Annotated in this window: 7 protein-coding genes; 3 read left to right on the top strand and 4 right to left on the bottom strand. The window is 73.0% G+C overall.

Annotated elements, in window-relative coordinates:
• Positions 1–88: 88 nt before the first annotated feature.
• The 4 genes from VLG41_RS18150 to VLG41_RS18135 all read right to left on the bottom strand — a co-directional run bounded on the left by VLG41_RS18150 (position 89) and on the right by VLG41_RS18135 (position 4200).
• Positions 89–946, bottom strand: a complete 858-nt coding sequence (locus VLG41_RS18150) for a creatininase family protein (protein WP_325350794.1) — start codon at positions 944–946, stop codon at positions 89–91.
• A gap of 19 nt (positions 947–965) precedes the next feature.
• Positions 966–2291 carry an amidohydrolase family protein gene (locus VLG41_RS18145; protein WP_325350793.1) on the bottom strand — a complete coding sequence of 442 codons (1326 nt, stop codon included), beginning with the start codon at positions 2289–2291 and terminating at the stop codon, positions 966–968.
• 150 nt (positions 2292–2441) lie between these two features.
• On the bottom strand, positions 2442–3119 hold the full coding sequence (locus VLG41_RS18140) for a TetR family transcriptional regulator C-terminal domain-containing protein (RefSeq protein WP_414652511.1): 678 nt from the start codon (positions 3117–3119) through the stop codon (positions 2442–2444).
• Positions 3120–3219: 100 nt separating this feature from the next.
• Positions 3220–4200 (bottom strand): tripartite tricarboxylate transporter substrate binding protein, encoded by a 981-nt coding sequence (locus tag VLG41_RS18135; RefSeq protein ID WP_325350792.1) that lies wholly within the window; start codon positions 4198–4200, stop codon positions 3220–3222.
• A 114-nt stretch (positions 4201–4314) separates the two neighbouring features.
• Between VLG41_RS18135 and VLG41_RS18130 the strand changes: the two genes are divergently transcribed.
• The 3 genes from VLG41_RS18130 to VLG41_RS18120 all read left to right on the top strand — a co-directional run.
• Entirely contained in the window at positions 4315–5235 is a 921-nt protein-coding gene (locus VLG41_RS18130; protein WP_325350791.1) for a LysR family transcriptional regulator, read from the top strand.
• 62 nt (positions 5236–5297) lie between these two features.
• A complete protein-coding gene (locus tag VLG41_RS18125) occupies positions 5298–5819 on the top strand; it encodes a sigma-70 family RNA polymerase sigma factor (protein ID WP_325350790.1) in 522 nt (173 codons plus the stop codon).
• Between the two features lie 10 nt (positions 5820–5829).
• Positions 5830–6130 (top strand): DUF4880 domain-containing protein (locus tag VLG41_RS18120; RefSeq protein ID WP_325350789.1); only part of this gene is annotated, 301 nt, incomplete at its 3' end.

The raw sequence follows: 6130 nt of genomic DNA, 5'->3' as shown, positions 1-6130 counted from the left end.
GGCTCCTGGTGAGGTCGGACGGATCGGTGCAGGGACCGGGGGCGGAAAACACGGGGGCGGAAAACACGGGGCGGGGTGGGCGCTCGGTTCAGTGGGGCGTGGCTTGCACGTGGCCCGTGTGGTGGCCGCGCTCCCAGGTGGTTTCCTCGCGCACCAGCCAGCGCAGCTGGTAGAGCTCGGTGAGGGCCTGGACCCAGCTGTCGGCCAGCGTGTCGAGGATTTCCTCGCCTTGCGCGCGCGTGGCCGAGGTGGGGTCGCCGATCACGCCCGAGGGGCCGAAGTCGCGCGCCGTCCAGGCGCAGGCCGGGCGGCCGTCGGGTGAGAGCAGCTTGATGGGGAAGGGCGGTGGGAAGTTGGCGGCCGCGCGGTCCATGCGCACCGTCTCGGGCGCCAGCGCGAGCATCAGCGCGGTTTCGGAATGGCCGGCGTGCATCGCCAGCTTCTTCTCCTGCTCGCTGACCTGGCGGCTGGCCGCGCTGGGCAGGCGCGACACGCCGTGCGGCACCACCACGAAGTCGCCGTGGCGCAGGCGCAGTTCGCGCGCGGCCATCTCGAGCACCTGCGGCTGGCCGCCGTGGCCGTTGGCGAACAGCAGCTTGCGAAAGCCCGAACGGTAGACCGACTCGCCGATCTCGACGATGGTGGACAGCAGCGTGGTGCCGCTCAGCGTCATGGTGCCGGGGAAGTGCAGGTGCTCCTCGGATTTGCCGTAGGTGATGGGCGGCAGCGCGAAGGCGCGCACGTCGGCCGGCAGGCGGCGCAGGGCCTCGCCCATCACGCCGGAGGCGATCACGCTGTCCACCGAGCAGGGCAGGTGCGGGCCGTGTTGTTCGATGGCGCCGCAGGGCAGCACGATCACGGTGTCCTCGCGCTCGGGCAGTTCGTTGATGTCGGTCCAGCTCAGGTAGGGCAGGAAGCGGTGGGGCGGGATGTAGCCGTGCAGCATGGGGGTCTCTCGGGGTTCTTCAGGAATGGGCCGGGGTGGGGGCGGTCGCGCCGGCACCGGCCAGCCAGGCGGGCGGTGGCGCACCGTGGGTGAGGCAGCCGTCGCGCAGCACCACGCGGCGCGCGCCGCGCGAGGGGAAGCCGTGCGCGTCGGCGTCCACGAACAGGACCAGGTCCGCCGCCGCGCCGACGAGCCCGCGCCCGCCACGGGGCTCGCGGTCCAGCCAGTCGGCCCGGCACAGCGCCTCGGACCAGGTGTCGAAGGGATCGGGCAACTGGCCCACGAGCGCCCCGACAGCCAGCGCATCGATCGGGTCATAGCTGCCCAGCCGGCAGAACGGGTCCTGCACGTTGTCGCTGGCCAGCAGCAGGGGAATGCCGCGCTCGCGCGCTTCCTTCACCAGCGTCAGGCCGCGTTGGCGCGGGGTGCGGCCGGTGACGGCGTCCTGCAGCAGCAGGTTGGTGGCGGGCAGCGACACCAGCGTGATCGGCGCGCCGGCCACGGCGTCCAGGGTGCGCAGCGCGCTGGCCTCGTCCTGCGCGGCCAGCGCGCACACGTGGCCGCAGACCACGCGGCCATCGAAGCCGATCTCGCGCAGGAGGCGGGCGATGGTGGCCAGACCCTGCGCCGAGGGTGTGAGTTCTTCGTCCACGTGCAGGTCCACGTCCAGGCCGTGGCGCTGCGCGGACAGCAGCAGGTGACGCAGCGCCGCCTCGTTCCAGTGCGAGCTGTGCACGAAGCCGCCCAGCAGCGCGTCGGGGCCGCTGGCCGCGACCTGGCGCGCCAGCCGGTCGGCCTGCGCCGCGTCTTCGTAGAGGCCCAGGCGCATGAGGCTCACGCGCTCCAGGCGGATGCGCCCGCGCCAGGCCTGCGCCAGCTCGCCCAGCACCGGCCAGGCCACCGGCACGCGATCGGGCTCCCACCAGTCCACGTGGGTCCGCAGGCGGGTGCTGCCGGCCTCCCAGGCCCACTGCAGCGCGCGCTCGGCGCGCTGGCGCACGTCGTCGGCGGTCCAGCCCTCGCGGTCGGCCAGCATGGCCTCGATGGCCCCCAGCAGGCCGGGCTCGATGCGTTCCATGCGCGGCAGGGTGAAGGTCTTGTCCAGGTGCACGTGCGCGTCGACGAAGCCGGGCAGCGCCAGTGCGCCGCCCATATCCCAGGACGGTTCGCCCGGGGCCGGGGCCTCCCCGGCGGGCCTGAGCGCGCCGATGCGGCCCTGTTCGATGAGCAGGTGCGCCAGCGCCGGCTGCCCCTGGCGCTGGGGCCACGCCTCGGGCAGCAGCCAGCGGGGCAGCCGGACGTGGTGCAGGTGCGTGGGCGCGTGGCCGTGGAGGGGTAGCCTCATGACGTTGACCAGTTAATCAGAGCAACTGGTCAACTTACGCAATAGGCATGCCAGGGTTCGGGCGCGCGCACGCGGCCTGACCGCCCCGCGCTGGTGCGCAGGGCCTGGTCGGGGTGCATGAAAAGCCCTGGGCCGGCCCGGGCGGCGGGATCAGCCGCGGGGGGCGCAGCCCGCGAGCACGAAGTCGATCAGCTCACGCGCCACGGCTTCGCGCTCCAGGGGCACGTCGTCGGGGATGTTGGCCAGTGCGCGCGCCTGCAGCGCGTAGTCGGCGTGGTACTGGGTCATGGCCCAGATGTGCTGGAGCAGCAGCAGCCCGTCCACCGGCCGCAGGCGACCGCGCGCGATCCAGCCGTTGATGATGTCGACCTTGCGCTGCGTCCACTGGCGCGACAGCGGCCAGAAGCGGGCGAGGTTGTGCCCGCCGTCCAGCACCTCGCGCGTGAAGAGGCGCGAGAGTTCGGGGTGGTCGAAGGCGTGGTCCAGCTTCTGGCGGATGTAGTCGCCCAGCACCTTGGCCGGGTCGTCGCTGTGCGAGTCGAAGGCGAAGCGGACCTTCCAGTCGTTGAGCACCTGCCCCAGCAGCTCGTTGTAGAGCTCTTCCTTGCCCGTGATGTAGTAGTGCAGTTGCGGCTTGGTGAGGCCCGCGCGGTCGGCGATCGCCTGCGTGGACGTGCCCTTGAGTCCGTTGCGGCTGAACTCCGTGATGGCCGCGGCGCGGATGTCCGCCAGGATGCGCTCGCGCCCTTGCCGGACCCGCGAAGCGCCGCCGCGCATGGCGGGCGGGCCCGCCAGGAAGGCATCGGTCGTGTCGTGGGCGGCGTTCATGGCGGCAGGCGCCGAATATAAGCGTTGCGGGGGTTCGCCACGCCAGGGGCACGGCGCCCGCGTGGGGCCCCGGCCGGTTGCGCCGGCCCGGGGCCGGCTCTTACTCCGTCTTCAAGCCCAGCCGCTTGACCACCGGCTCCCAGCGCTTCATCTCCGCGTTCATCACCTGCTGCGCCTGCGCGCTGCTGCTGCCCACGGCGGTGAGGTCGTAGTTCTTGAGGCGCTCGCGCACCTCGGGCTGCTTCATGATCTCGGCCGCGTGCTTCTCGATCTCGGCCACGACGGGCGCGGGTGTGCCCTTGGCGGCCTGCAGCACCAGGCGAAAGCTCACGTCCAGGTTCGGCTGGTTGAGCGCCTTGGCCAGCGTGGGCACGTCGGGCGCCAGCGCCGAGGGCGCCTCGGACGACACGGCCAGCGCCACCAGGCGACCGCTCTTGACGTGCGGCAGCACCGTGGGCGTGGCCAGGAAGCCGCAAGCCACCTCGCCGCCCAGCACGGCCTGCGTGGCCGGCGCCGGGCCGCGGTAGGGCACGTGCTCCATGCGCACCTTGGCCTGCTCCAGGAACATTTCGGTCGCCAGGTGGCCAGGAACGCCGGGGCCGCCGGAGGCGTACATCAGCGGGCTGGACGCCGCCTTCGCCTTGGCCGTCAGTTCCGCCACGCTGCGCACGCCGGCGGACGGGTTGCACACCAGCATCTGCGAGAAGCTGGCGATGACCGAGATGTTCACCAGGTCGCGCGCGGCGTTGAAGTCGCCCGTGGTGTAGACGAGCGGGTTGACGGTGAGCACCGTGTCCGGGCTCAGCACGAGGGTGGTGCCGTCGGCGTCGGCGCGCGCGGCGGCACCGGCCGCCAGGTTGTTGCCCGCGCCGGGGCGGTTCTCCACCACCACGGGCTGACCGATGCGCTTGCCCAATTGGTCGGCGAAGGTGCGGGCGGTGATGTCCGACGGGCCACCGGGCGGCGAGCCCACCAGCAGGCGGATCGGCTTGGTCGGCCAGCTTTGCGCGTGGACGGGGCCGGCGGCCAGGGCGATCATGGCGGCCGAGCCGAGGGCGCCGAGCAAGCGGGGGAACGTCATCTGTCAGTCTCCAGGTCAAGGGTTCGTGATGCCCCGGATGGGGCCCGTGGCGAGCTTAGGCGGCTTCAAAGCATCCGTAAAATTGAAAATCGCTCGCCAAATATAAAAATTCCTATGGATCCAAGGCACCTCGTGCAGCTCGCGGCCATCCTGGAGAAGGGCTCCATCACCCAGGCCAGCCGCCACCTGCACCTCACCCAGCCCACGCTGACGCACAACATGCAGACGCTGGAGATGCAGGCTGGTGGGCGCCTGTTCGAGCGCAGCCGCTACGGGGTGCGCAGCACGCCGCTGGGCGAGATGCTGGCGCGCGAGGGCCGCGCCATCGCGCGCCGCCTGAAGGACGCGGCCGAGGTGAGCGCGCGGCATCGGGGCGGCATCCGCCACCAGGTGCGCCTGGGCGCCGGGCCGGTGGTGGGCGCGGCGGTGCTGGGTGAACTGGCGCCGGTGCTGCTGCGCCACTTCGCCGATCTGGCGCTGGCGGTGCAGAGCGATCGGCCCCACCTGCTGCTGGAGCAGCTCATCGACGGCGGGCACGACTTCGTGATCGCGCCGTCCTGGCTGGAACACCCGCCGCCGGGCATCGTGCGCCAGTTGCTGGCCGACGACGAGCTGGGCGTGTTCTGCGGGCGGCGCCACCCGCTGGCGCGCCAGGCCCCGCTGAGCGCCGAGGACGTGGACGACCGCGCCTGGATCAGCCTGGGCACGGCCTCGCCCTTCGACCAGGACGTGCGCGGCAAGCTGGCCGCGGTGGGCGTGCAGCGCCTGCGCGCCGAAATCACCGTGCTGGGCGACGCGTCCATGCTGCTGGACATGCTCGCCCAGGGCCAGCACCTGGCGGTGCTGCCGCGGTTTCCGCTGCGGCGCCTGGCCCCGCGCTTTGACCTGGTGGAGCTGCCCATGCCCGGCGCGCCCATGCCGCGGCCCATCTACCTGTGGAGCCGCGCGGCCATGGTGGAGGACCCGGTGATGGGGGAGGTGTCCGAGCTGATCGTCGAGACGGTGCGGCGCTGGGCCCACGCGCCGGATCTATAGAATGCGAAACATTCTCATTCACCGCGGCCCCTGAACGCACCGGGCCCGACCAGGAGCCCAGCGTGTCCGCCGCCGACCTCAGCCTGCGCGAGGCAGTCCAGACGCTCTACAGCCACCACCACGGTTGGCTGTACGGCTGGCTGCGGCGCAAGCTCGGCTGCCCGCACCAGGCGGCCGACGTGGCGCACGACACCTTCGAGCGCGTGCTGGCCGCGCGCGACGCGCTGTGCGGCGTGGACCAGCCGCGCGCCTGGCTCACCACCACCGCCACGCGGCTCATCATCGACGAGGCCCGGCGCGAGCGCCTGCGCCAGGCCTACCTGGCCGAGCTGTCGCTGCACCTGCAGGCCGGCGAGGGCTACCCCTCGCCCGAGCAGACCCTCGTCGCGCTGCAGGCGCTGGAGCAACTGAGCGCCGTGCTCGAGGCCGTGTCGCCCAAGGCGCGCGCGGCCTTCGTGCGGCACTACCTCGACGGCGAGGCCGTCGCCACCGTGGCGGCCGAGCTGGGCGTCTCCACCCGCATGGTCGGCAAGTACCTGGCGCAGGTGCTGGTGCGCTGCGCGCAGCGGGCCGTGCTGCCATGAGGACCGCCCGGTGACCGCCGAGGACGAGCGCATCGCGCAGGCGGCGGCGCGCTGGCTGGTGCGCCTGTCCGCCGACGACCCGCAGGAGCGCCGCGACGCCAGCGCGGGTTTCGAGGCCTGGAAGCGCGCCGATCCGCGGCACGCGGCGGTGGCGCGCGGCATGGAGGACTTCATCGGCCGCGCCCGGGGCCTGCGCGGCGACGGTGCGCCCAACCCCGCCCGCGCCGCGCTGGACGCGGTGCTGGACACGCCGCCACCGCGCCGCGCGCGCTCGCCCGGCCGGCGCGCCGCCGGCCTGCTGGTGCTGGCGG

The sequence above is a fragment of the Hydrogenophaga sp. genome (assembly GCF_035481345.1).
Classification (GTDB): domain Bacteria; phylum Pseudomonadota; class Gammaproteobacteria; order Burkholderiales; family Burkholderiaceae_C; genus Hydrogenophaga.
Note: the sequence above shows the minus strand (reverse complement) of the source record. Positions and strands in the feature narration are given on the sequence as shown.